This is a genomic window from Marinomonas posidonica, from assembly GCF_043643765.1.
Classification (GTDB): domain Bacteria; phylum Pseudomonadota; class Gammaproteobacteria; order Pseudomonadales; family Marinomonadaceae; genus Marinomonas; species Marinomonas posidonica_A.
In genome coordinates this window covers 1-26,603 of sequence record NZ_JBHZSP010000023.1, presented here as the reverse complement: position 1 = coordinate 26,603, position 26,603 = coordinate 1, and the positions used below count along the sequence as shown (strand labels likewise).

At 44.6% G+C, this 26,603-nt stretch carries 20 protein-coding genes, 1 tRNA gene and 1 riboswitch; of the genes, 6 read left to right on the top strand and 15 right to left on the bottom strand.

Going from position 1 to position 26,603, the window contains the following annotated elements:
• Positions 1-189 precede the first annotated feature (189 nt).
• The 4 genes from ACHUFM_RS17885 to ACHUFM_RS17870 all read right to left on the bottom strand — a co-directional run bounded on the left by ACHUFM_RS17885 (position 190) and on the right by ACHUFM_RS17870 (position 4,147).
• Positions 190-993 carry an ABC transporter permease gene (locus tag ACHUFM_RS17885; RefSeq protein ID WP_394183979.1) on the bottom strand — a complete coding sequence of 268 codons (804 nt, stop codon included), beginning with the start codon at positions 991-993 and terminating at the stop codon, positions 190-192.
• Positions 990-1,877 (bottom strand): ABC transporter permease, encoded by an 888-nt coding sequence (locus ACHUFM_RS17880; RefSeq protein ID WP_394183978.1) that lies wholly within the window; start codon positions 1,875-1,877, stop codon positions 990-992. The genes ACHUFM_RS17885 and ACHUFM_RS17880 overlap by 4 nt, the downstream gene beginning before the upstream one ends.
• Positions 1,870-2,958, bottom strand: a complete 1,089-nt coding sequence (locus ACHUFM_RS17875; RefSeq protein ID WP_394183977.1) for an ABC transporter ATP-binding protein — start codon at positions 2,956-2,958, stop codon at positions 1,870-1,872. The genes ACHUFM_RS17880 and ACHUFM_RS17875 overlap by 8 nt, the downstream gene beginning before the upstream one ends.
• Before the next feature lie 76 nt (positions 2,959-3,034).
• The gene (locus ACHUFM_RS17870) at positions 3,035-4,147 is read right to left on the bottom strand and encodes an extracellular solute-binding protein (protein WP_394183976.1); all 1,113 of its coding nucleotides are present in this window, start codon (positions 4,145-4,147) and stop codon (positions 3,035-3,037) included.
• A gap of 318 nt (positions 4,148-4,465) precedes the next feature.
• On the opposite strand from ACHUFM_RS17870, the gene ACHUFM_RS17865 reads away from it, so the two are divergent.
• Positions 4,466-6,433, top strand: coding sequence for a methyl-accepting chemotaxis protein (locus ACHUFM_RS17865; protein ID WP_394183975.1), 1,968 nt, complete (start codon positions 4,466-4,468; stop codon positions 6,431-6,433).
• Between the two features lie 74 nt (positions 6,434-6,507).
• Here the strand turns inward: ACHUFM_RS17865 and serA are convergent, their stop codons facing one another.
• From serA to tkt, 11 genes are all read right to left on the bottom strand, one after another.
• A complete protein-coding gene (serA, locus tag ACHUFM_RS17860) occupies positions 6,508-7,737 on the bottom strand; it encodes a phosphoglycerate dehydrogenase (RefSeq protein WP_113873236.1) in 1,230 nt (409 codons plus the stop codon).
• 167 nt (positions 7,738-7,904) lie between these two features.
• Positions 7,905-9,005 (bottom strand): tRNA (uridine(54)-C5)-methyltransferase TrmA, encoded by a 1,101-nt coding sequence (gene trmA / locus ACHUFM_RS17855; protein WP_394183974.1) that lies wholly within the window; start codon positions 9,003-9,005, stop codon positions 7,905-7,907.
• A gap of 139 nt (positions 9,006-9,144) precedes the next feature.
• Positions 9,145-10,107, bottom strand: coding sequence for a hypothetical protein (locus ACHUFM_RS17850; protein ID WP_394183973.1), 963 nt, complete (start codon positions 10,105-10,107; stop codon positions 9,145-9,147).
• Positions 10,108-10,114: 7 nt separating this feature from the next.
• A complete protein-coding gene (mtnN, locus tag ACHUFM_RS17845) occupies positions 10,115-10,807 on the bottom strand; it encodes a 5'-methylthioadenosine/S-adenosylhomocysteine nucleosidase (protein ID WP_394183972.1) in 693 nt (230 codons plus the stop codon).
• A 20-nt stretch (positions 10,808-10,827) separates the two neighbouring features.
• Positions 10,828-13,410 (bottom strand): hypothetical protein, encoded by a 2,583-nt coding sequence (locus ACHUFM_RS17840; RefSeq protein ID WP_394183971.1) that lies wholly within the window; start codon positions 13,408-13,410, stop codon positions 10,828-10,830.
• A complete protein-coding gene (locus ACHUFM_RS17835; protein ID WP_394183970.1) occupies positions 13,401-14,519 on the bottom strand; it encodes a substrate-binding domain-containing protein in 1,119 nt (372 codons plus the stop codon). Before ACHUFM_RS17835 ends, ACHUFM_RS17840 begins: the two co-directional genes overlap by 10 nt.
• Before the next feature lie 159 nt (positions 14,520-14,678).
• Positions 14,679-14,763, bottom strand: a tRNA-Leu gene (locus tag ACHUFM_RS17830).
• A gap of 122 nt (positions 14,764-14,885) precedes the next feature.
• Positions 14,886-15,953: a class II fructose-bisphosphate aldolase gene (gene fba / locus ACHUFM_RS17825; protein WP_394183969.1), complete on the bottom strand. Its 1,068-nt coding sequence runs from the start codon at positions 15,951-15,953 to the stop codon at positions 14,886-14,888.
• Positions 15,954-16,207: 254 nt separating this feature from the next.
• Complete coding sequence (locus ACHUFM_RS17820; RefSeq protein ID WP_394183968.1) at positions 16,208-17,371, bottom strand: phosphoglycerate kinase; 1,164 nt, start codon at positions 17,369-17,371, stop codon at positions 16,208-16,210.
• 37 nt (positions 17,372-17,408) lie between these two features.
• Positions 17,409-18,425 carry a type I glyceraldehyde-3-phosphate dehydrogenase gene (locus tag ACHUFM_RS17815; RefSeq protein ID WP_394183967.1) on the bottom strand — a complete coding sequence of 339 codons (1,017 nt, stop codon included), beginning with the start codon at positions 18,423-18,425 and terminating at the stop codon, positions 17,409-17,411.
• 71 nt (positions 18,426-18,496) lie between these two features.
• Positions 18,497-20,497 (bottom strand): transketolase, encoded by a 2,001-nt coding sequence (tkt, locus tag ACHUFM_RS17810; protein ID WP_394183966.1) that lies wholly within the window; start codon positions 20,495-20,497, stop codon positions 18,497-18,499.
• 214 nt (positions 20,498-20,711) lie between these two features.
• Positions 20,712-20,787, top strand: a riboswitch (SAM riboswitch).
• Positions 20,788-20,864: 77 nt separating this feature from the next.
• Between tkt and metK the strand changes: the two genes are divergently transcribed.
• The 5 genes from metK to ACHUFM_RS17785 all read left to right on the top strand — a co-directional run bounded on the left by metK (position 20,865) and on the right by ACHUFM_RS17785 (position 26,483).
• A complete protein-coding gene (metK, locus tag ACHUFM_RS17805) occupies positions 20,865-22,028 on the top strand; it encodes a methionine adenosyltransferase (RefSeq protein WP_113873265.1) in 1,164 nt (387 codons plus the stop codon).
• An 88-nt stretch (positions 22,029-22,116) separates the two neighbouring features.
• A complete protein-coding gene (locus ACHUFM_RS17800; RefSeq protein WP_394183965.1) occupies positions 22,117-22,851 on the top strand; it encodes a 16S rRNA (uracil(1498)-N(3))-methyltransferase in 735 nt (244 codons plus the stop codon).
• Positions 22,852-22,948: 97 nt separating this feature from the next.
• Positions 22,949-24,451, top strand: coding sequence for a TolC family outer membrane protein (locus ACHUFM_RS17795; protein WP_394183963.1), 1,503 nt, complete (start codon positions 22,949-22,951; stop codon positions 24,449-24,451).
• 219 nt (positions 24,452-24,670) lie between these two features.
• Positions 24,671-25,618: a glutathione synthase gene (gene gshB / locus ACHUFM_RS17790; RefSeq protein ID WP_113873224.1), complete on the top strand. Its 948-nt coding sequence runs from the start codon at positions 24,671-24,673 to the stop codon at positions 25,616-25,618.
• A 4-nt stretch (positions 25,619-25,622) separates the two neighbouring features.
• A complete protein-coding gene (locus ACHUFM_RS17785; RefSeq protein ID WP_113873223.1) occupies positions 25,623-26,483 on the top strand; it encodes an energy transducer TonB in 861 nt (286 codons plus the stop codon).
• Positions 26,484-26,603: the final 120 nt, after the last annotated feature.

Below are 26,603 nucleotides of genomic sequence, written 5' to 3'. Positions count from 1 at the left end.
AGCGAGGGCGTATATTAAGGATCTACAGATTTAGTGCAACTCTTTTTTTCGTTTTTTTGATGTTTTGGTTAAGTTTTTCATATTTAGGTTAGAAGTTAACCAAAGCTGTTTGATTAGCATACAAAAATGCCTGTTATCAAAAGATAACAGGCATTTTTAATAGAAATCTTAAGTGCATTTACTCAATCATTAAGCCTCTGTTTCATTCGCAGCTTCTTTACGACGCTTCCATTCGTACACCACAGCAAGCAAAATCGTGATGGTAATCATCACCAAACCTAAGGCATTTACGGCAGGCGTCAGACCTGTTCGCACTTTAGACGCGATATAGACGGTTAACGTCGTGTCATAACCTTTTACAAACAATGTCGTATTGTAGTTTTCAAAAGATTGTAAAAACGCAATGGCGGCCGCCGAAATAATAGCGGGTTTTAGATAAGGCAATAAAATTCGGCGGAATGCTTGCCATTGTGTCGCCCCTAAACTCAGCGCCGCATTTTCTAAGGTACGATCAAAACGCTGCAATCTCGCCAAGACCATTAACATTACATAAGCGGAAATAAAGGTTGTTTGAGCAATCACGGTCAAAAATATACCACCACTTACCGACAAGCCTTTCCAGAAGATTAACGTTGAAATACCCACAATGACACCGGGCGTCAACAATGGCGACATCATCAATGAGTAAATAAAGGTTTTGCCTTTACCTTGCACGGTCGATAAAAACAAAGCACAACAAATACCAATTGGCACGGCCACCACCAACACGCCTGCGGCCACTATGATACTTGTCCATAACGCCTGCCACATGGCACCGTCTTGCGCCAAGGCCTCAAACCATTTTAGTGTTGCACCACGCCATGGTGAAACCGTTGGGAAGCGACTGTCGTTAAACGTAGCCAACCCCATGATAATAAGCGGTGTAAATAGGTATAAGAAAAACACCCCAATATAAAAGCGAACACCAAATCGCATAATGCTTTCTGAACTCATCGTGCAATGTCTCCTAGGCCCACTTTAAACACACGCATTACCAAGGCAATAAAGCCAATACAGATAATCAACAATAAGAAGGCATATGCAGCACCTTGATTCCAGTTACCACCCTCAAAGAACCAGTTGTAAATGATCTGGGTAAACCAGCGACTGCCTGGCGAACCTAACAGAGCAGGTACAGCATAACTACCAGCCGCCAACATAAAGGTCATAATACAGCCCGTTGCAATACCAGGCTTAGCATGTGGAATGATGACTCGCCAATGGGTTCGAACCCAACCTGCGCCAAGGTTACGAGCGGCTTTAATTTGATTGGTATCCAAACTCTCGATGGCATTATAAATAGGGAAGATCATAAACAAGATATAAGCGTAAACCATACCAATTAACACACCGCCATCACCTGACAAAAATCGGATGGGGCGATCAATCAAACCCAAACCTAACAAGGCCGCATTTAAAGGCCCCTTATAGGCTAAAATAATGTACCAAGAGAAAGTCCGAAGGATTTCATTAATCCAAAAAGGAATAATCAGTAGTAATAGACATAAAGCGGCTTTTTGAGGTGTCGCTACTTTTGCCAAATAAAACGCAATCGGATAACTCACAATAAGAGTCAATGCCGTTACGAGAACGCTAGACCAAATGGTCTTAAAAAAGATTTTCAAATGGATATGGTTACTAAACAAGGTTTCGTAGTTAACCAAAGAATAGGTGTCTTTTGGCCCACCAATATCTGCTGGCAACAGATTAGGGCGAAACGAGTAATCCACCATCAGAAGTTGCGGCAAAATAACCAAAGCAATCAGCCAAATGGCAATCATACCCACAATACCAATGGCTAACCCACTGCCAAAGCGAGCCTTTAGCTGGTTAAGCATTACTATCACCTCCAATCACAATGGCATCGCTCACACTGTAAGAAAGTGATAAAGCCTTTCCCTTCGCGAAATCATCATTGTATTGGTGCGCACCCAGCTGAATCGTCAGAGTTTGTTTTGAAGCGGCGGTTGTAGAAGTGCTTAGTGTTAGGTATGCCCCTTCAAAGTTCACTTCTTCTATTTCAACCGCCACACTTAACATGCCCTCTTCAACCTGTAAGCGAAAATGCTCAGGGCGAATAAACAGAGTGGCTTCTTCACCAATCGCTACAGAAGACTGCACTCGCCCTTTCAAGACACCAAGTTCACCACAATGAATCTCTGCAACACCACTATCAATACGCTCTACTTTGCCTTGAATGGCATTGTTCTCACCAACAAAAGACGCGACAAAAGCGGTTTGGGGATCACGGTATAAGGTAATAGGGTCCGCCACCTGCTGGATTCGACCAGCGGACATCACGGCCACTCTATCCGACATGGTCAGAGCTTCACCTTGGTCATGTGTAATATAAATAAAGGTGATGCCTGTTTTACGCTGAATCTCTTTTAACTCTGTACGCATATGCTGGCGCAGCTTTAAGTCCAAAGCAGAAAGTGGTTCGTCCAGTAATAATACTTGCGGCTCAACTGCTAATGCACGAGCGATGGCGATGCGTTGCTTTTGACCACCAGACAGCTCAGAGACTTTCTTATGACCACTTCCTTCTAACGCGACTAACGCCAATAAACGATCGGAGGCTTTTTTACGCTCACTTTTCGAAACTCCGCGGACTTCTAGGCCAAACTCAATATTTTCCGCCACTGTCATCAGCGGGAAAAGCGCGAGGTTTTGAAAAATCATCGACGTTGGACGTTTGTTTGCAGGCACACCAGCCATGTCTTGCCCGCCAATTTTGACACAACCTTCTGTCGGATCTAGAAAGCCGCTGATCATGTTCAAAATCGTGGTTTTACCACAACCGGAAGGGCCTAAAAAACTAAAAAACTCACCTGACTCAATTTTTAAATCAGACTTTTGAATGGCCGTAAAATCACCAAACTGCATGACAACATTGTTTAAATGAACACTACTATCCATTGATTCTCTCAAATACTAAAAATTAATGTAAAAAAAGCCCCTCGGAAACACTTTCCGAGGGGCTTTAATAAACAGATTACGCTGATAAGTAGCGATCTTGATATTCGTTACGCAGTGCTACATACCAAGGTTCTTGGATAGGCCACCACCATAGGTTAGCAAGATCCTGCTGTGTATAAGAGTCTTGGAAGAACTGTTTCGTTTCAGCTGGCAGCAACGCATCCGCGCCTTTAGCCGTTGAGTTGTAACCCGTTGCTTTAACGAACATCGCACCCGCTTCAGGGGTGTAGTACCAGTTGATGAACTCATAAACCGAATCCACATTGTTAGCATTTTTCGGAATAACAAACCCTTCCATCCAAGCCAAGGCACCTTCTTTCGGTGCACCGTATGCAACAGGCTCACCTTCTGCTTTCAGTTTAAAGGCGGTGCTATCCCAAGTTTGACCGATCACGGCACCATTTGCACGGAACGCACCCTGCGCCTCATTTTCAGTAGACCAGAATTGAGCAATAGCGGACTTATTTTCTACCGCCACTTTTAGAATGACTTCAAAGTTAGCACGCATCGCCTGTTCATTTTTGTACGAATCAAGCAAAGGATAAGGTAACTTGCCTGCTTTCTCTAACCACAAACCAATACCAACTAATGCAGAATGACCACGAACCGTCACGCCACCAGCATTTTCAGGTGTCCAAAGATCACCATAACTTAGATTCTTAGGATCCACCTTGGCATATTCTGTGTTGTAGGCAATCGCTTCCGTACCCCAATCAGAAGGAGCGAAGTAACGCTTACCTTTTACGATGCCACCAACGTCAGAACCAGCCAGTGCGCTCTCAAGACAACCACTCCAATTAACACGTTTTACATCAAGAGGTTGAATCAAATCGTAATCAACATAACCCGGAACACGATCGACTGTCGGCATAATGATGTCAAAACCAGTACCGTCCGTTGCGCGTAATGAGTTCATTAACTCATCGTTCGTACCATAAGGTGTAAAGGTGGCATTGATGCCTGTTTTGGCTTTAAAATCTGCCAACATTTCATCGGTAATGTAACCTGCCCATGCATAAATACGCAGTTCTTTATTCGCGGCAATAGCACGGTTTATTGAGAATGGTGTAGCCGCAACAGCACCAGCAACCGAGGCACCTTTGACAAACTGACGACGTGAAAGTGTCATGTTCGAGCTCCTTTTTCGTTAATTGTTGTTACCTAATCAAAACGGAAATAACACAGAAATTCAACATTTATTAAACAAGCGTTTAATAATCCATCAAATGTAACGTAGAATCATGACGATAAAGTGACCACCTGTTTTTTCCAGCATAGCAACATAAATGTCACAAATGTCGCGCACAATAAAAAAACTGTCGCCAATAGACCTGCAATCCATATCGGATCCAAATCTCAATTGCTGCTCACCACTGTAACAATTCTGTCATGAGATAATATTAAGGTAGCCTGAAATCGTAATAATTTGTTAACGGCAGGTTTTGAATTGAAAATATCCCACGTCACTCGCACGACAACAATAAGCTACTTAATCATTGCGGCCATGCTCATCGCTTTACTGTTATGGAGCTTAATGCAATTCCGTGGCGCCTTTGAGAAAAGTGATTCATACACTCAAGTATGGGAATATTCCGCCATTGATTTGAAGCAACAGATTGAAAGCTACCTTTCATCAGGTGAAGCTTCAACCCTACAATCTGCGCAAGAATTTATTCAAACTAAAATTTATCCAACGTTAAAAACCTTACCCGATAACATCAAAGCCCCTATTCAAGAGCCTCTCGCCGAAATTCAGCACAGCCTAGAATCCGATGTCAGAGCAGCGGGTAAACTGTCCGGTAGCCCATTTGCTTTAATTGAAAACAACGAACGTCAAATTTTACTATCCCTTAATGCCTTGGCCGATAAAATCCATCTTTACCTTGAGAGTAATAGCCTTAATGATGCGGCGCCATACCTAGCTAGCCAAGCTTATTTATATGCCGATCTTGCTCATGTAAATAGCGCCAAAAATGAATACCTAGCGAAAACGACCGAAGACAACCTTCAACGTTTGAAAGAAGCGCTGGTGCGCTTCCAAACTCACATCAAAGCGTTTTCAGAACTGCCTATTCTATCCTTAGAGAGTGATCAAGATGCCGACTCGGAAGATGACCTTTCAGCTTTAATGGGCTGGGATACCGATGAAGGCGACGACATGGTCGATCCGCTCGAAGAAGCCAAAAGCGAGTTGCATACCTGGTCACACCGCTACCTTAAAGACGTAAGCTCAAGTCTTACTGGGATTCAACAAGCCACAGCAGCACAAACGAAAATTCGAGGACTAATCGACCAATTAGAAGCGACGTTAAAAGCCGGTACAACCAGCATTCAGCAAAGTGCTGAAAACACACAACAGCAGACACTCATGGCTTTTTCATTGTTTGTGCTACTCATGGTCATCACCACCATTGCCGTGCATATTTTTCAGAATAAAGTCGTCGTTAAAAGTGCAAAGGACCTTTATAGCGCGGTAAAAGAGTTGGTTGAACATCAAAACGTCCAAACATTAAAAGTGGGCAAAACTAAGAATGAACTATCGGATGTCGCCCACTACTTAAATCGATATCTAGAACAAGTCAGCGTACAGCGTCAGCAAAGAGATACCGAATTAAATAATATTTCAGTGTCTCTAAATGAAATGCTCACCGCGTTCGGACAAGTACATAAACTGGGCATGGATTCAAAACAAAAACTGGATAACACCCTCGACCTGTCTAGCCAAGTGGAAGTCCTTGCGAACAAAGCGGAAATTCGTGCTCAAGAAGTGGCGAGCTATGCAACAGACACCAATACCGCCATGACCCACAGTGTTGATCAAGCCGCCGCATTAACCCAAGCTAACCAAACCACGGTTGAGCGCCTCAACAGCAGTCGCAACGCATTAAATAATTTGGAAAACTCTGTCTCTAGTGCTTCTTCTATTGTCGGCGGCATTAAGGACATTTCAGAACAAACAAACTTACTGGCTTTAAACGCTGCCATTGAAGCTGCCCGGGCAGGAGAACATGGACGAGGATTTGCGGTAGTCGCATCGGAAGTCAGAACGCTTTCAAGTCGCACTCAACAGTCTTTGGAAGAAATTACAGACATTTTTTCCTCCTTACACACCGCCACAGGTAAACTCAAAAAGAATATTGAGCTAATTGAGCACGCATCACACGAGCAAATCAGTCTTACCCAAGCACTCGGACAGTCCGCTCAGGATGTATTAGACAAATCACAACAGTCCACCCATCTCGCTAAAAAAGCATCAGGTTATGCCGCTGAACAAAAAACGGGCATGAACCGACTCAATGAAGCCGTTGTGCAGATACGTGAACAAGCCAATGAGTCAGAAGCCTTTATGTCACGAGTAACCGACAATATTAAACAGAAAATCCAGGACATCACCACCACTCTTGGCATTCGATAATGCCTATGTTGCTGTCCATAAAAAAATCCAGCCAAGGCTGGATTTTTTTTATTCAAGCGAGTAAATAAAAGCGTTTAAAACAACACTCGAGCCTTGATCGTACCATCGACTTCTTTGACTTTTTCCAACGCTAACTCACCGGTTTCGGCATCCACATCCATGACCATGTAACCGAGCTTTTCCGTTGTACGCAGATACTGGCCAGTGATGTTAATGCCATGTTCAGAGAAAATGGCATTGATGCGTGATAACACGCCAGGACGGTTCTCATGGATATGAAGAATACGATGATTGTCTGCTTGTGCAGGCAAGGCCACTTCGGGGAAATTCACGGCAGCAATGGTCGTACCCACATCAGAGAACTTAACCAATTTCTCAGCCACTTCAACACCAATATTTTCTTGTGCTTCCATGGTACTACCACCAATGTGTGGTGTTAGGATCACGTTATCTAGACCGCGTAGTGGCGATACGAACTCTTCGTCATTACCTTTTGGCTCAACTGGGAAAACGTCTACTGCGGCACCAGACAAGTCACCTGCTTTAATGGCTTCAGCCACCGCATCAAGATCCGCGACCGTGCCTCGTGATGCATTAATGAAGATAGAGCCTTTTTTCATGTAAGACACTTCTTTTTCACCAATCATCAACTTAGTAGAAGCAGTTTCTGGAACATGCAAACTGATGATGTCGCTGGTTGACAACAACTCTTTCAAACTCTTAATTTGGCGTGCGTTTCCTAATGGCAATTTTGTTACAATGTCATAAAAACACACTTCCATGCCTAGAGACTCTGCCAACACGCTTAATTGAGTACCAATACTACCGTAACCGATAATACCCAAACGCTTACCGCGTGTTTCATAAGAACCCACTGCAGATTTAATCCAACCACCACGGTGACAAGCCGCATTCTTTGCTGGAATGCCTCGCAACAAAAGAATCAATTGACCAAGTACTAATTCAGCCACACTTCGAGTATTAGAATAAGGGGCATTAAAGACCACAATCCCTTTTTCACTTGCCGCGTCTAAATTGACCTGATTGGTACCAATACAAAAACAACCAATCGCCGCTAACTTATTTGCGTGAGACAGCACTTTTTCAGTTAACTGAGTACGAGAACGAATACCAATAAAATGAGCATCGGCAATTTTCTCGATCAACTCATCTTCAGCCAAGGCTGTTTTATGGTATTCAATGTTGGTATAGCCTGCGTCTTGCAATGCATCCAATGCAGATTGATGGACGCCTTCCAATAACAAAATTTTGATTTTTGCTTTGTCTAATGAAGTATTGCTCATGGCTCGTTCGACTTCTCTGTTTTTAGGGTGGGGGAAATTTACGGCAATATGTTAACACAGAACGCTCTATGTCGTATTCAGAATACTAGAATGTGATTCATTATGATAAGAACAAAACTCATGAATAATAGGATGGCATTGAAATTGCCATCCTATCTCGCCTTGGTTTAGACAGGCTTTCTTTGTAAATAAACGCCAGTTTCTACATGATGAGTATAAGGGAACTGATCAAACATAGCGTATCGAGCCACTTGATGTGAGCAGGCCAACGACTCTAGATTCGCTTTCAGTGTTTCAGGGTTACAAGAAATATAAAGAATCGCATCGACTTTTCGAATCAACTCAATGGTTGCTTCATCCAAACCAGCTCGCGGAGGATCCACCAGCACCACAGATGGCGAAAGCGTTTCCATACCGGCTTGCAGTAAGCTCTTTGGTAAGTCCGTTTCACCATTCAATGCGGCGGCCACATCTTCACTGGCCATTTTCACCACTTGCACATTTTGCATGCCATTCATGGCAATGTTCAATTGCGCCGAGTTCACGGATACTTTGGAGATTTCCGTGGCCACCACACGCTCAAACTGACGCGCTAGCGGAATGGAAAAATTACCATTACCACAGTACATTTCGAGTAAATCACCGCTTTCATTTTGAGTGACATCGAGTGCCCACGCGAGCATTTTTTCATTAATTCCTGCATTCGGCTGTGTGAAACTGTTTTCCACTTGTTGATAATGGTACTTTTGGCCGTTTACCGTTAAGGTTTCCATCACAAAATCACGAGTAAGCACTTGCTTACGTTTACGGCTGCGACCAATAAAATGGCAAGCCGGAAACGACTTATTCAATTCACGTGCGGCTGTATTCCATTCCTCATCAATTGGCTTATGGTACAAAAGACTGATCAGGGCTTCGCCTGTTGTTGTGGTTAAGAAATCCACCTGAAACAACTTATGACGCAACACGGTCACGTTACGAATCGCGTCTAACAAGGCTGGCATCAATTCATTAATCAAGGCTGACGCCGCTAAAAATTGATCGGTTCGAATCGGTGTTCTTGGGTCCGCTGAATCAAACATAGCGTAGAATAAATCGTCACCATCGTGCCAAATACGAAATTCTGCACGCATACGATAATGACTAGGTTCACTGTCAAAGACTTCCATTTCCGGTAAGTCTAAATCCGCCATTAGTTGATTTAGCCCAGCTTGCTTCTCAGCTAACTGTTGTTGATATTTCTCAGGTTGGATCTGATCCGGTCTCATGACATGTTCTCTATGATGGCGATGATGATTACTGGTAGCATTGACGAATAAAAGCGCGGCATTATACGAGTTCCTGCGGCACAAATCTAATGCTGAACAGAACGAATAATAAATCGAAACAAACAGCCAAATAATGCCCTTAATTTAGATATTGCGGGCCAAGCAGAATCACCAAGGCCATAGTAAATGAAAATTTACCCTGATAATCGTCTTCAGCTTCATGGGTAAATTGTGGTTTTAATTGTCCACTTAACCAGTCCCGATAGAGTCGCCTTTCGTACTGTATGTTATATAAGAAGCTATCCGACTCAAGACTGTGCTCTCCAGATTGCAAGAAGCTCAGCTGATAGCTCATGTTATTTTTGTCATCAATGGCATGATAAGCAAACAGATTTTCACGCCCATAGAACTCACCTTCTTGATCCAGCCAAACAACACTAAAATCCGTCCCATAATGAAATCGCTCTTGCGGGTAAAAAGAAACGCCGACACCATATCGCGCCCCTACACCTTTAGAGTAATACGCAAAAGCTTCTTGTTTCTGATACCAGCTCCAACCACCATGATCATGACCCTGATTAAAACGTAGACGCATAAAAGGGTCTAATGGAAAATCCACCAATACACCCGCATCAAAATCCGCCCCTAGATCCTCTCGGACAAAATTCACCGCCGCCGAAAAACTGGTTTTTAATGCCGACTCAACCACAGAACTTTGCTGTGATGACTCGCCACGTTCATTCTCAGGCGTGATCGAGTCACCATTTGATTCAATGACTACTCGTAAACGCTTTTCAGTGTTCGGCAACTTCATCCGAGCACTGAAATCAAAAAAGCCCGACGAGTCATCTTCCTCAAAAATAGGACCAAAACGCATACGGACAAAACTGTCCGACTGCCCATCACCGTCTTTGCCGGATAAAAAAGCATCCGTACTGTTTGACCAACGTCCAATAGTACGAGAAATGCTCGAGTGAGTACTTTGCCACCAAGCGAGATCTTGCTTCTCATCTGAAGATTCTAGGACTTCATCAGCATGACCAAAGCTGGATGACACAAGAAACAAGCCCGCCAGTAAGCCGCGCTGAAAATGACACCGCATTGAGAGTTTAATCTCTCAACATTTGTTGAATCATCAAAGAAGAGTTCTCAGCCGCAACTTTCAAATACTCTTCAAAGCTCGCAGGCGATTCTTTACCAGCGATATCAGACAAGGCTCTCACCACCACAAATGGCGTATTAAATTTAAAGCAGACTTGCGCCACCGCAGCCGCTTCCATCTCAACGGCCACCAACGCAGGGAAGGTCTCACGAACAGACGCTACACGCACAGGGTCACTCATAAAACTGTCACCGGTACCAATTAACCCCACCTTGGCGCGAACCTCCGTCGCGGATGCAACCGCTTGTTGAGCACTTTCAACCAAAGCCACATCGGCTTGGTAGGCTTCCGGCATGCTAGGCACTTGTCCCATTACATAACCAAAGGCGGTGACATCGACATCATGATGTATCACTCGATCCGAAATCACCACATCGCCAACCTGCAATTCAGGATCATAACCACCAGCCGAACCGATATTAATGACATAGTCTGGCTTAAATTGAGACAGTAGCAAGGTTGTCGACAAAGCGGCATTGACCTTACCGATACCCGACTTCAACAACACCACGTCCTTGCCTTCAAACTGTCCGATAAAAAAATCGCAACCTGCGATGGTTTGCTCTGTAACACCGGTCATCCAAGCCTTGATAACAGCGACTTCCTCATCCATAGCACCGATCAATCCAATAACACTCATACTTACTCCCAATGTATTTCTTAACGTACGACGCGTCGCACAAATTGTTTAATTTTTTCGCCTGAGTACGGCGATGATACTTTGCACAAAGTCACTGTATCTGGTTTATCTTGCCAATCCTGAATCGTAAACAAACGCGCCTCAGGAAACCGCTTATGCAATTGGGCTAACAGTATGCTGGACTGCGGCTCCAATAGCACAATGACAGCATCAGAATGATACGGCAGAACCAAATCAAAACTGGATAAGTCAGACAACCACTGTGTCGTTATCTGCTGTGCCTCTAACTCACTATACCAAATGGCTTTTGTGACTCGACTGCCCCCCACCATAATCCATGATGGGCCTCGCTCAGGATGATAAACCGGCATAATACCATCACACTGCAGGGCTTGAACCAAGACCTGATGCAAACTGTAATCGAAAGGACAACCGAATAAATGAAAAACTTGCTCATCTGGTGTTTGTAACGGTGTGCTGTTCACCCAAACAATTGGCAAATTAGTTCGATCATGTTTCACCTGCAAGGCTTTGGTCATTTTGTGCTGCCCTTCCAGATCCTGATCACAACCAATTAAAATGGCATCAAATTTCACGATAGTAGTAGACTGGGTAAAAAAACTGTCCGCTGAAACAAAGTCCTTCACTTTACAACCCAAGCGAACAAGCGCCGCGTGAATGAACGCACTATTAGGATAATCATTAGCGATCCAAACCACTAACTTACCGGTGGTTCCTTGATCTTCTAGCGAACTCATGGAAGTGTGATCTTGTTCTAGACAAACGACTGGCAGGTTGAATTGCAGAGCATTGTTTCGCAAAATCTTATATTGAGCGCCGAGGTGATTTGCTAACGTTTTAATCATCCATATAAAAAGCTCCCTTGTGGCCATATCGTGCATCGCCACGAACTCTAGTTCATTGCCCTTCATCTGGATCGATAAATGTCGCTCAGCCATATCATTAGACATCACCATCATAAAGAGTAATCGCAACAAAGCCGCTACCTTGTTATCCACTTCAATGATTTTAAGTGACACCGGCAGTGTAATGTCCAATAACGCACGATTCGCTTCCACCCCCATTGCCGTCATCACCTTAGCGCTTTCCGCAATGAGCTCATTCCCCAAGACCACCTCGCGCACCACATCTTCAGGACGACCAATATCCTCCAAAATCGAGAGAGTTAAACTCAACCAGCCTTGAAATTGTTGTGTCTGTATTGTGCTAGGTAACAGGGTTAAATACTCCAATTCTTGTTGCAGTGCTTGGGCATCCACTTTTTTCTCAATGGCATTCGATAGAGGCTGTAACTGGTCAAGCTGCCACTTCAAACTGGTTTCCAAAGTCACATTGCGGCCAACCAATAAAATCCCGCGATAGCCAAATTCATTATGGTAAGAAAACACCTTCCACTGATAAATTCGACCTAACCGATCAATGGTTAATTCAAAGTTGCGACCGACTGCACCTTTTAAGGCTTCTTGGATAATTTGATGGCAAGATATGGGCAAAAAATCGAACACAGTACGAGAGCGTTCTGCCTCAGGAAATATCTCTTTGGCTTCCGTATTAAGCACCTGCAACTCTGCCACTTCATTACTAAAAATGATGGCGCTGTGAACCGATTCAGACAATAGATTAAATTGATCATCCTTCGCCTTGATGGATGCTCGATAGTGATTGCTTTGCTCTTGAATCGGTTGCAATTCATCAAATAGCGGTAACGTGCTTTCTCGCTGATAAATCGTTTTTTCAAGCGGCACAAAAAGCAGTTTTTTGATGTAGATATTCAGCAGCCAATAAAAAGCCAACAAACTCAACGCAACAAACAAAAGCCAAGGCAATGCGACACGTAGCGAGTCACTCAACAGGTTTTCTGCTTGTTCTATTTCGAGTCTAAAAGCACCTTGTACAGCAGAGTCCAATGGAAAAGCATAAGACAGCATTGGAACAGATGGATCATTAGTATCAGAAGAGGTTTCCTCTAACAGCAAACGATTATTCGACTCATCAAGTAAACGTACCGCCATCACCTGAGCACTTGATAACAGCTCATTGCCCAAAGTTAAATTATCACTCAGCGAAATAAAGCCATATAAAAAACCTAAACTTTCCATGTCAGAAGAAAGTATTTTCTTCTTATACATTAATAAAGTAGCGTCATCTTCGGTGACTACAGAAACCCATCGACTGATTTGGCCTTCTGCCAACAAGGGCTGGAAATCGGCCTGCGTAAACAAGCGCGCTCTTGGATCCATAGCATGAAAATCGTCTTTCCAATCTATATAGAAGAAGTCCAAGCCACCGGTAAATAAAATATCATGATGACTAAACAACAAATCCAGCGCTTGGCTAAGATCATAATTTCTAACCGCCAGATCCTGAACAATAAAGCTCATTTCGGATTCAGCACGAACCAAGTAAGAAGCCAACGTTTGTTCAACAATTTTATGCTTTAGACGCAGTGTTTGTTCGGCTGAAGATCGATCATAAGTGCTGGTAAAATACAGCGCACCTAAAACAATTAACGCCATCAATGAAGCTGTCATGAACAGCAAGGCCTGTTTAAGGCGATCCTTCAAACTAATGCTTACTGCCATTTTTGCACCGAATAATGATAGGCCTGTTGCAACATCAACCCTAAACTCTCTGGGTCAATATCTTCCGTTAATAGTGGCGATCTCGCCACGTAAAGATTAGGTAGGTTTCGACCTTCTAAATCCAACTTAATCGCTTCCGCGATCGCGATGGATAAATCATCCCAATAAAACAAGATGTTTGCTTTAATATGACGATCTTTTAGCTCGGTCAGTTGAGCATTAAAAGCGCCCCAAACATTTGTCTGAATATGGCTATAGGCTTCATTTCCCCTCAACACTTGCAACACACCCGCAGCCATGTTCTGTGAGCAGCTGAAAATAAAGTCTGTTTTCTGGTTTGCTAACAAGACTTTTGTACGTTTGATCGCTTGCTGTACATTATCTTCCACAACATAAATGCTATCAACGTCACGTCCATAGCGGTTCATTTCATCGAGGAAGCCATCACAGCGTATTTGTCCTAGGTAACTTTCCGGTAATACCAAAGCGGAAATACGCGCCGAAGGCGGTAATTGTCGATCCAGATAACTGGCCAGCATTTGTACCGTCTTAAATTGATTAAACCCGACGTAGATTAAGGGGGGGCGAGGCACCCAGTGCACTACTGGCGTCGCAAAATCGAATAAAATAAGCTTACCTTGCCCTTGAATCAAAAATCGCTCAAAAAGTCGGCGAAGACTAACATTAAATTTTGTGGCAATAATGTAGTCTGACTCCATTTCAATTACAGGCAAATGCGCAATAAAATCAGTACCATAACCCGATCGATCAACATAAGTGTCCAAACGATAGACTATGCCTAACTCACGCATACGTTTTTTAAAAGCATTTAACATTCGTTGATTTTGCCAATCCGCTACGTCCCCAAACAATAGAAAAACAACACGAATAGGAGTTTGTTGCGATATTCGAAGTGGGTTTGGAGGAGAGTTAACGAGCGTGGAAAATTGCTCAGACAAAGGGCTTTGTTGTGGTAACAGCTGATAAAAAGTTTGCTCTGTCATCACCTCTTCAGCAAAACTTGCAGCCAACAACGGCCCGCTAAAACAAGCAAGATTCAAGCATAAGATGAGCAGCAATTGTCGCATTTTCCAGCCTAATCGGATCATTCCCTATTATTATCCCAAAATATCTAACTTTCAGCGAATGGGAAACAAGAAATGCACTTGAACGTGTAAATAAATACTAATGCCAAGAACAACGAAAACAAAAAGAAAGGCAAATTTTAGGCATAAAAAAAGCCGACATAAAGTCAGCTTTTTAAAATATGGTGCGGAAGGAGAGACTCGAACTCTCACGCCGTGAAGCACTGGAACCTAAATCCAGCGTGTCTACCAATTCCACCACTCCCGCAAGGAATGGCGAGCATTATAGGCAAATCATTTTGATGGTCAACTCTTTTTTGCAAGTTTTCATTAAAAAAATAAAAAAAAGCTGATTAGTCCGCCTTATACTCGCTTAAACCGGTTTAACGCTTAAAAAGTCCGGCCGTCGTTATACTCACCATGCTCATAACGAACCGCCATTTCTTCTAGGTCAATGGTCTTAATGCGTGACGCCTGACCCGCACAACCAAACGCTTCATAGCGATCAATACACACTGCTTTCATCGCTTTAATACTTTCTGTTAAATATTTACGTGGGTCAAAATTGCCTTTGTGCTCTGCCAAACTACGACGAATAGCACCGGTTGCTGCTAAACGTAAATCCGTATCAATATTCACCTTGCGCACACCATAACGAATCGCCTTAACGATCTCTTCAACTGGCACGCCATAAGTTTCTGGAATATCTCCACCAAATTCGTTGATTATTTCTAGCCAATCTTGTGGCACAGAAGAAGAACCGTGCAATACGATATGGGTATTAGGCAGTAATTGAACAATCTTAGCGATACGCTCAATATCAAGAATGTCACCTGTCGGTGGACGAGTAAACTTGTAAGCGCCATGGCTAGTACCGATGGCAACGGCCAAAGCATCAATACCGGTTGCATTCACAAAGTCTACCGCTTCTTGTGGATCCGTCAGCATCTGATCATGAGACAAGATGCCTTCCGCACCAACACCGTCTTCTTCTCCAGCCTGTCCCGTTTCAAGAGAACCAAGCACGCCAAGTTCACCCTCAACAGACACACCACAAGCGTGAGCAAACTCCACGGTACGACGCGTCACATCGACATTGTATTCGTAACTCGCAGGTGTTTTCCCATCAGCCATAAGAGAGCCATCCATCATCACAGAGGAAAAACCTAGCTGAATAGAACGTTGGCAAATGGCAGGAGATGTACCATGATCCTGGTGCATCACCACAGGAATGTGTGGAAAATCTTCAATTGCAGCCGCAATTAAATGGCGTAAAAAATGAGAGCCTGCGTATTTACGAGCTCCAGCAGACGCTTGCATGATAACAGGCGAATTAACCTCATCCGCAGCTTCCATAATGGCTTTGACCTGTTCCATGTTATTCACATTGAAAGCAGGTAAGCCGTAGCTGTGCTCTGCGGCATGGTCCAGTAACTGACGCATACTGATTAAAGGCATAAAAGGTTTCCTCTGACAATTTGTCTAATATTCTATTTATTACAGACAGTGCAGCGTTTCCCGTGCACTCAGTTTTGTTATCACCTCTTCTATGTACAACAGATGAGATGTGGCTTACGCCTTATCGTTATTGTCATATTCAACATACTGTCGAATAGGTCACTCTCTCGTATTTGTCACTGGCCTCACTGGGCCAGTGACTTAGGCTTTTAGCCTTTATTATGTAAAACAGTCTTATGCTGTTCTTAATAGTATTAATTTTGCGCGCGTGATTCTAACATAGCAACCGCTGGTAACACTTTTCCTTCAACAAATTCAAGAAAAGCACCACCACCAGTTGAAATATAAGACACTTGTTCAGCAATGTCATACTTGTCTACTGCCGCTAACGTATCACCGCCACCAGCAATCGAGAATCCAGCACTGTTGGCAATCGACATAGACAAGGCTTTCGTGCCTTCGCCAAATTGGTCAAATTCAAACACACCCACTGGCCCATTCCAAATAATGGTTTGTGATTCTACCAATAACGCAGAAAAAGCGGCCGCGGCTTTAGGACCAATGTCCAAAATCATGTCATCTGCTGCAACGTCTTTAGCGTCTTTGATCGTCGCCTTGGCATCCGCCGCAAACTCAGTGGCCACCACAACATCTTCTGGCAATGGAATACTGGTTTTCGCCATCAAGGCTTTGGCTTGTGGAATCAAGTCTTCTTCGTAAAGCGATTTACCAACCGGGAAGCCAGCCGCCGCTAAGAAAGTATTAGCAATACCACCACCAACAATCAACTGGTCAACCTTGTCAGAAAGAGACTCTAGCACCGTTAGCTTAGTGGATACTTTTGAACCACCCACAATCGCCGCCATTGGGCGAGCCGGTGTCGCTAAGGCCTTTTCTAATGCTTCCAGCTCAGCGGCCAACAAAGGACCTGCGCAAGCCACTGGCGCAAACTTCGCCACACCATGAGTAGAAGCTTGAGCACGGTGAGCCGTACCAAACGCATCCATCACAAAAACATCACACAAGGCGGCCATTTTCTTCGCCAAAGCCTCATCGTCTTTCTTTTCACCAGGATTAAAGCGCACATTCTCTACTAAGACTAACTGTCCTGCGGCCACATCAACACCGTCTAGCCAATCCTTAACCAAAGGTACGTCTTGCCCCAGCATAGTCGACAAATGCTGAGCCACTGGCAACATAGAGAACTCTTCCTCGTACTGACCTTCTGTCGGACGGCCAAGATGCGACATTACCATTACTTTAGCACCAGCCTCTAACGCCAACTTAATGGTCGGCAAAGCAGCACGAATTCGAGCATCACTGGTAACCTTGCCATTTTTCACTGGCACATTAAGGTCTTCACGGATCAATACGCGCTTGTTCGCCAGATCCAAGTCTTTCATCTTAATTACTGTCATAGGAATGCCCTCAATAGTTTTCTTGCTAAGTCATGCTTTAATGCATAACCCTCGCCCAATACTTAGCCACATCCAACATTCGATTGGCGTAGCCCCATTCGTTATCAAACCAACATAATATTTTTACCATGTGACCATCAATGACTTGTGTTTGAGTGCCATCAATAATCACTGAACGTGGATCATGATTAAAATCCACTGACGCATGCGCCTCTTGCGTAAAGCCCATCAACCCTGCATATTTACCATTCGCAGCGCTCTCAAGTTGCCCATTGACCTGTGCCACGGTAACAGGCTGCTCGGTTCGTAACACCAGATCTATCAAAGATACATTCAAGGTTGGAACACGTACCGCATTACAACCCATTTTGCCATCTAGCTCTGGCATCAAACGAGTAATGCCTCGCGCCAACCCCGTGTCCACGGGAATAATAGAACTTAATGCGGCACGGGTTAAACGCAGATCTTTAGTGTGATAGCCATCGATAACCGGTTGGTCATTCATCGCAGAGTGAATCGTTTGACTTGTTCCATGCACCACACCGGCAAACTGCTGAATCGTCTCTAATACAGGGATAAGACAATTGGTGGTACAAGAAGCTGCCGAGACAATCTGATGTTGCGCCGTTAGCTCATGATGATTGAAGCCGTACACCAAGGTACTGTCCACATCAGAGCCCGCTGGTTGTGACAGAAGTAATCTCGGTACACCAGCGTCCAAATACGCCTGAGCGCCGTCGCGATCACTGAAACTACCAGAGCACTCTAAAACAAGATCGAGCGCCAACGATTGCCAATCAACACCCTCTGGGTGCGCACTTGAAAAACACTGAATGGTGTCATCACCAATTTGCAATGTATTGCCATGTGTCGCAACAGACTGAGGAAAACGACCATGCGTCGTGTCATAACGAGTGAGATAACTCATTGTCTCAACATCAGACAATTCATTAATTGCCACCACTTGAATGTGGTCGCGGAAATTGTTTTCGTATAAGGCTCGTAACACTGAACGCCCTATTCGACCATAGCCATTAATAGCGACTCGCAACATAGTCCTACTTCATCGCAAAAGGAAAGAAAAAAGAGACGCGAACGCGCGTCTCTTTTCAGTGTCGATCAAAATTACGCCGTTAGAATTTTTTCTGCCGTCGCAACCACATTTTCAACGGTGAAACCAAAGTGCTTAAGCAAATCACCACCTGGTGCTGATTCACCAAAGGTCGACATACCGACCATCGCACCTTCGAAACCAACGTACTTGTACCAGTAATCCACATGCGCCGCTTCAATGGCAACACGCTTAGTAACGGCCGCAGGCAATACCGACTCTTTATAAGCCGCATCTTGCGCATCAAACGTACTAGTAGAAGGCATTGAAACAACACGCACTTTCTTACCCTTCGCCGTTAATGCTTCCGCCGAAGACATAGCTAAACCTACTTCAGAACCCGTCGCGATCAAAATAAGCTCTGGCGTACCAGCGCAATCTTGCAGCACATAACCACCTTTGGCGACATTTGCTAGGGTTGCTGCATCACGCGCTTGCGCTGGCAAACCTTGACGAGAGAATACCAAAGACGTTGGACCATCACGACGCTCGATTGCCGCTTTCCAAGCAACCGCCGTTTCTGCTGCATCACATGGACGCCAAACTGACATATTGGGTGTCATACGCAAGTTAGCAAGCTGCTCAACGGGTTGGTGAGTCGGACCATCTTCCCCTTGACCGATAGAGTCATGGGTGTAAACAAACACGTTCTGAATACCCATCAAAGCGGACATACGTACCGCATTGCGCGCGTATTCCATGAACATCATGAAGGTCGCACCATAGTTGATAAAACCACCATGCAAAGAGGCACCATTCATGATGCCGCTCATACCAAACTCACGCACACCGTAGTATACATAGTTACCAGCAGGATCATCTTGAATACCTTTAGAACCAGACCACAGTGTCAAGTTAGAACCGGCAAGGTCAGCTGAACCACCTAACAATTCAGGTAAGATGGCACCAAACGCACCAATGGCATTTTGTGACGCTTTACGACTGGCAATGCTTTCGCCTTTATCTTGGCACTCTTGAATGAAAGCCTGCGCTTTCTCTTCGAAGTCCGCTGGCAAATCACCTTTGATCACACGACGCTCAAATTCCGCCGCCAATTCTGGATAAGCCGCTTGGTAAGCTGCAAACTTTTCCTGCCATTCTGTTTCACGAGCCGCGCCAGCTTGTTTTGCATCCCAACCCGCGTAAACATCCGCAGGAATGTCAAATGGAGCATGTGGCCAACCTAAGAACTCACGAGCGGCAGCAATTTCGGCATCACCCAGTGGTGCACCGTGACAATCATGACTACCAGATTTATTAGGTGAACCAAAGCCAATGACAGTTTTGCAACAAATTAACGTTGGCTTACCCGTTTCCGCTTTTGCCGCATCAATGGCAGCTTTAATAGCTTCTGGATCATGTCCATCCACATCCGCAATAACATGCCAGCCATAAGACTCAAAACGCTTCGGTGTGTCATCTGTAAACCAGCCTTCAACATGACCATCAATGGAAATACCATTGTCATCCCAAAAAGCAACCAATTTACCCAAGCCTAAAGTACCAGCAAGTGAACAAGCTTCATGAGAGATGCCTTCCATCAAACAGCCGTCACCTAAGAAACAGTAAGTATTGTGATCAACCACCTCATGACCTTCGCGGTTAAACTGCGCCGCCAAGGTTTTTTCCGCAATGGCCATACCAACTGCGTTACTGATACCAGCACCCAATGGGCCGGTGGTGGTTTCAACGCCATCGGTATAACCGTATTCTGGGTGACCTGGTGTCTTAGAGTGTAACTGACGGAATTGCTTTAGTTCTTCGATTGGCAAGTTGTAGCCAGACAAATGCAATAAAGAATAAATCAACATAGAACCATGGCCGTTCGACAAAACAAAACGATCACGGTCAACCCATTTAGCATTCGAAGGGTTATGCTTTAAATAATCGTTCCATAGTACTTCGGCGATATCAGCCATCCCCATTGGAGCACCTGGGTGACCTGAGTTAGCTTTTTGTACGGCGTCCATACTGAGTGCGCGTATGGCGTTAGCAAGTTGTTTCCGAGACGACATGTTGGTTCCACTCCTGGTAGCTTAACGAACAATAGAAAGAACATTCTCCATAGGGTAAAGCCAGCATGCAATGCCAACCCTACACATTTGCCTCATTTTTGGGCCAAGAAAAAGTATTCTCATTAAATCTGCACCATCCTAACAAAAAAACCGCCTCTTGCCTCATATAAATCCGTTTTTCATCTTGCCATCTGTGCAATTTTCGGCCATCATCCACCACTACAGCGTCGATTTGTTTCGGCTTGCGGACGCTATATAAAATCAGCTAAACAGAAGCAGCACAGATGCCTGTTTAGCGACCTACATGCTAAGCGGGTTTTTTTATGCCTTTTTAGCGCTTTTTCATTTTTTGATTGAGGCACTAAACATGTCAGAATATTCATTATTTACCTCAGAATCCGTTTCTGAAGGTCACCCAGATAAAATCGCCGACCAAGTCTCCGATGCCATTCTTGATGCCATTTTGGCGGAAGACACAGAAGCGCGAGTCGCTTGTGAAACCCTAGTAAAAACCGGCATGGTATTGGTTGCTGGTGAAGTCCGTACTAATGCTTGGGTCGACATTGAAGAAATCGCACGCGGCGTGATCCGTGAAATTGGCTACAACAGTTCCGACATGGGCTTCGACTGGGAGTCGTGCGCCGTGATGAACGCCATCGGCAAACAATCTGCTGACATTGCCGTGGGCGTTGATGAAGCGGGTGAAAAAGAGCTAGGCGCAGGCGACCAAGGTTTGATGTTTGGCTTTGCCACCAACGAAACCGATGTGTTGATGCCAGCCCCTATTACTTACGCGCATCGCCTAGTAGAACGCCAAGCACAAGTTCGTAAAAACGGCACGCTGGACTTCTTGCGTCCTGACGCGAAAAGCCAAGTAACTTTCCGCTATGACGAACATGGCAAACCTTGCGCTATCGATGCCGTGGTTTTATCGACACAACACAGCGCTGCAATTAAACAAGCAGACCTTCGCGAAGCCGTGATGGAAGAAATTATCAAGCCGGTTTTACCAGAAGAATGGCTATCGAAAGAAACCAAATACTTCATTAACCCAACTGGCCAATTCATCATTGGTGGACCTGTTGGAGATTGTGGCTTAACCGGTCGTAAAATCATTGTAGATACCTATGGCGGCATGGCACGTCATGGCGGCGGTGCTTTCTCTGGTAAAGACCCATCCAAAGTTGACCGCTCCGCCGCTTACGCTGGCCGTTACGTGGCAAAAAACATCGTCGCTGCAGGCTTAGCAGACAAGTGTGAAATCCAAGTGTCTTACGCCATTGGTGTCGCTGAACCAACGTCCATCAGCATCAACACGTTCGGCACAGGCAAAATCAGCGACGCGAAAATTGTCGAGTTGGTACGCGAATTGTTTGATTTACGTCCAGCAGGTTTGATTAAGATGTTGGACCTAAAACGCCCAATTTATCTACCGACAGCAGCTTATGGTCACTTTGGCCGTACTGGTGACAACTTCACTTGGGAAAAAACCGACAAAGCCGAGCTATTGCGTAAAGCCGCTGGTTTATAATTGCGTTAATTTCCGCTATAAAAAGCCTTCTTGTGTTGATCCACAAGAAGGCTTTTGTGTTTTTATCTCATTATCATTAGGACAAGGTATGCGAATCCCACGAATTTATATCAATGCAGAACTAAGCGAAAACCAAACGCTAACCTTGCCTGACACCAGTTTCCAACATTTATGCAAAGTATTAAGGCTCAAATCTGATCACCCTTTGCGTGTCTTTAATGGTCAAGGCGGTCAATATCACGCCACTCTGTGTGATGTAGAAAAGCGCACCGCAAACATTGCCATCGGAGCATTTGAAGCCTTAGACAATGAATCCGCTGTAAAGGTCACCATAGGCCAGACACTATCTCGTGGTGAACGCATGGACTACGCCATTCAAAAGTCCGTTGAAGCAGGCGTCTTTGCCATTCAACCCTTATTAAGCGAGCGCTGTGAAGTAAAGCTTGAAGACAAACGCATGGAAAAACGCCTTACTCATTGGCAACAAGTTGCCATCAGCGCCGCAGAACAATGTGGCCGGGGTCTAGTGCCAATCGTTTACCCCCCCATCGAGTTAACCGAATGGGTTGAGAATTGTAACGATATGTTAAAATTCACTTTGCACCACCACAGTGCCAAGCCCATTAAACAATTCGAACTACCAAGCCAGAAGCAAATTGCTTTGCTCATTGGACCGGAGGGAGGATTGACCGAAAACGAAGTGCAACATTCTGAAAAACAAGGATTTAATCCGATTACATTAGGCCCAAGGGTTCTGCGCACAGAAACCGCGCCTGTCGTCGCACTCAGTGTCATCCAAACCCTATGGGGTGATATCTACTAAACGTAAAATTTAATAATGGCTAACAGAACTGCTACATATTCTTGAAGAGAATCCCTTTAATATTTTAATCAGTGAAGTTTTAAGGACACGGGATCATATGTTTTACAGAATTGCTTTAACTTGCCTGCTCTACATAGGGACATTTGTTCTGCCTGCAAACAGCTATGCACTGACATTAGAAGAAGCCACTTACACCGCGATTGAAAACAGCCCTACCGTCATGCAAGCCATCGCAAAATACCGCGAATCTAAAGAAAATGCTGACCTCGCGCGACGTAATGGCTACTACCCAAGCGTTGACCTAGCGGCAGGCATTGGCCATGAAACCACCTATGGCGATGACGATTCATCGGATGATATAGGCCTAACTCGCCGAGAGCTATCGTTATCCTTGAATCAGCCCATTTTTAGTGGTTTTACTACACAGAATGAAGTGGATCGTTTACACAGCGAGGCAGAAGCTGATCGCTGGAGTGCTCTGATATCCGTTGAAGATACCGCACTTGAAGTCGCCCAAGCGTATGCCAACATTTTGCGTTTCCGTGAATTGGTCAATTTGGCTGAAATGAACTTGGACACGCACCAGCGCATCTACAAACAAATCAAATTGAAAACAGATACTGGTATCGGACGACAATCTGATCTCAGCCAGATCACCGCACGTTTAGCAAAAGCACACGCCAACCATTTGGCCGCCGTAAACAATTTGCGTGATGCTGAAAGCAACTACAATAAAGTCGTCGGCGAAATGCCGCCAAAAGACCTGATCTACCCAGTGCCTGATCGTGCTTTATTGCCCGAAGATTTAGACAGTGCCATTAACCAAGCTTTGGCAAAAAACCCTGCCATTGAAGGTGCATATTGGGATATTGCGGCAACTGAAAGCATCCAAAAAATTGCTGAAGGGGATAAATACCCCAATATCAATTTCGTCTTAGAAAGAACGTGGAACAATAATATTGATGGTGATGAAGGTCCGAGTGAAGACTTGATTGCCATGATTCGATTGAATTACAACCTTTATAATGGCGGCTCATATAAGCGTAAAAAATACGCGGCCGTACAGCAAAACATTCAAGCTACGGAAATCCGTCGTAACACCATACGTGATACCGAACTCACCGTTCGACTCGCTTGGGCGGCCTTTGAAGCCACCACAGGTCAAAAAGAGCACATCCGTCAATACGTGATTGCCACCAAAGAGTCGCAAGTGGCTTACGAAAAGCAATTTCGCCTTGGTCGCCGCACACTTCTAGACGTTCTAGACAGTGAAAATGAACTCTTTCAAGCGCGCCAAGACTATGTCAATGCTGACTACGATGAACTCTTTTCAGAATTCCGTTTATTCAACGCCAAAGGCGAGTTAATGCGTGCCTTTCGAATTTATCGTCCACCACTACTGGGTTTTGAAGACGAGTTTGTCACGCCACAGACAAACGCTAAGCAAAAACAAAGTGCGACAGAGGACCTGCAAACCATTGAGTCTAATGTGATGCCAGCCAATACCTCTGACACAACAGACAACTCATCAACTGAAAGTCAAACACCGCAGGAAAGTGAGTTATTCCTAGAAGCCGATGAAAACTCAGGGAGTTGGTAAGGTCGAAAGGGCGGATTTTTATCCGCCCTTTTTATTGAGAATTTACTTTGACCTTAGCAAAAGCGAAAAGCGCATTACAGAATCTCTCTCACTGATTCAAACTATTGAAAAAACAGGGCTGTTTTTTCTTCTCAGCGCCCCCATATTTCTATAGCATCAATAGATATTAATCGGCTGTTTCTAAACATCGCCGTCTACTCGTTTTGAGGAAGTACCACAATGACCATTAAACTCGGCATGGTAATGGATCCAATTTCATCCATTAACTACAAAAAAGACACCTCCCTCGCCATGTTATGGGCCGCTGCCGAAAAAGGCTGGGAACTCATTTACATGGAACAAAAAGATCTCTTTCTAGACAATGGCAAAGCGTATGCCATGGCTCGCTCTTTAAGCGTTCACAAGGACCCTGAGCATTTCTACGATCTTGGCGAAGAAGAACGTATTGCCTTGGGAGACTTAGACGTTATTTTAATGCGCAAAGATCCACCGTTTGATGGCGAATTTGTTTACAGCACCATGATTCTTGAACAAGCAGAACGTGATGGCTGCCTAGTAGTAAACGACCCGAAAAGCCTACGCGATTGCAACGAAAAGCTTTTTGCGACTCAATTCCCTCAGTGTTGCCCACCAGTCTTAGTAACACGCCGTGCAGATCTGCTGAAAAGCTTTCATAAGGAACATGGCGATGTGATTTTCAAACCTTTGGATGGCATGGGTGGTACCTCTATTTTCCGCCTAAAACCCGATGACTCAAACGTTAGCGTCATTATTGAGACGCTCACTAACATGGGTCAAGAGCAGATCATGGCACAAAAATTCATCCCCGAAATCAAGCAAGGTGACAAGCGCATCTTGATTGTGGATGGCGAACCAGTTCCTTATGCTCTGGCACGTATTCCAGCGTCAGGAGAAACTCGTGGCAACTTAGCCGCTGGCGGTCGCGGGGAAGGTCGTCCTTTAACAGAGCGAGATCGTTGGATTTGCCAACAAGTGATCCCCTCGTTAAAGGAAAAGGGCTTACTCTTTGTTGGCTTAGATGTCATCGGTGATTATTTAACGGAAATTAATGTCACCAGCCCAACTTGTGTCAGGGAATTAGACAATCAATTTGATCTAAACATTGCCATGACGTTGATTGAAGCCATAGAGAAACGCTTAATCTAATATCATGCGAGTTATCGATAAATTTTCCGTTACTCTCTTCATTGCCATTAGTTTGCATTTGCTAATGGCAATGCTGGTCAGTTTCGACTTCGAATTACCCGCCCCCAAGCCCAACACGCTCGAAGTCACCTTAGTTCAGCACACTAGCAAAGCACCATTAGAAGCGGATTTCATTGCTCAAGCAAACCAAGAGGCAAGTGGTACTGAGTTACGAAAACAGAAATTAACCACTACCGAAGAAGCACAATTTTTATCCGACAACATTCAAGACATCTCGCCGCCAGTCCAACCACAGCTGGCCTCAGCAGAACCCATTGAAGAACCGAGCTTATTAGCCACACAAGACCAACAAGCCATCCTTGAAGTCGCAAAAGAAGTTGAGCAGGAGCCGAAAACATTAGAAGAACGTTTTCGAGGGGAAACTCAAATTCCCAGTCATTTGTCCAATGACATCGCCACCTTAGAAGCTTTACTCGATCAACAACGTCAATCCTACGCCAAACGCCCTCGTATTAGACGTCTAACATCCGTTTCAGCGAAAGCCGCAGTCGATGCAAAATATCTAGACGATTGGCGTCGTCGAATTGAACGGATTGGTAACATCCATTACCCAGAAGAAGCAAAGCGCAATCACTTATATGGTGAACTTCGTCTGGCGGTCATTATCTTACCAAATGGCTATGTGGACGACATTGAAGTCCTGCATTCTTCTGGTGTACGAGTGTTGGATGACGCGGCCATGCGGATCGTCCGCTTAGCGGAGCCTTTCCAAGTCTTTCCCAGCGAACTCAAAAAAGAAGTGGATAAGCTTGAGATTATCCGCACCTGGCGCTTCATTCCAGGTAACCAATTGCGCAGCCAATAAAAGCACGTCAACACAAACCACAGACACAAAAAAGCCCTCGCTAGTGAACTGACCCCCAATAGTTGGACATTCCAATTACTGGGGGTCTTTTTATGTCCAAATATCACAGAGAATTTAAAC